This is a genomic window from Bacillus sp. SIMBA_074 (genome assembly GCF_046534555.1).
Classification (GTDB): domain Bacteria; phylum Bacillota; class Bacilli; order Bacillales; family Bacillaceae_G; genus Bacillus_A; species Bacillus_A mycoides.
In genome coordinates this window covers 1-268 of the sequence record NZ_JAWRYM010000603.1, presented here as the reverse complement: position 1 = coordinate 268, position 268 = coordinate 1, and the positions used below count along the sequence as shown (strand labels likewise).

The following is a 268-nucleotide window of genomic DNA, read 5'->3' as shown; positions in this document are numbered from 1 at the left end:
CCCAATACGCCTGGAATCGGCCCATTGTATTCAGGCGTTACCCATAGGACTGCGTCTGCATCAGCCACTTTGCTCTTAAATTCTTTCACGACTGCAGGAGGCTCATTTTCAATATCTTGATCATAAAAAGGAAGGTCCCGAATGTTTAAGATTTCGAGATCAAAACGATCTTGATATCTAGTTTGAATATATTTGGCAAGCTTTAGGTTGTAAGACTCTTTACGAATACTTCCCACTATTGCAACAATTTTCATCTTCATTACCTCCG

The 268-nt window shown here is 40.3% G+C and carries 1 protein-coding gene; it reads right to left on the bottom strand.

The window, feature by feature from the left end:
• Positions 1-254, bottom strand: a 254-nt coding sequence (locus SB773_RS32155; protein ID WP_410594411.1) for an NADPH-dependent FMN reductase, incomplete at its 3' end; no start/stop codon positions are given.
• Positions 255-268 lie beyond the last annotated feature (14 nt).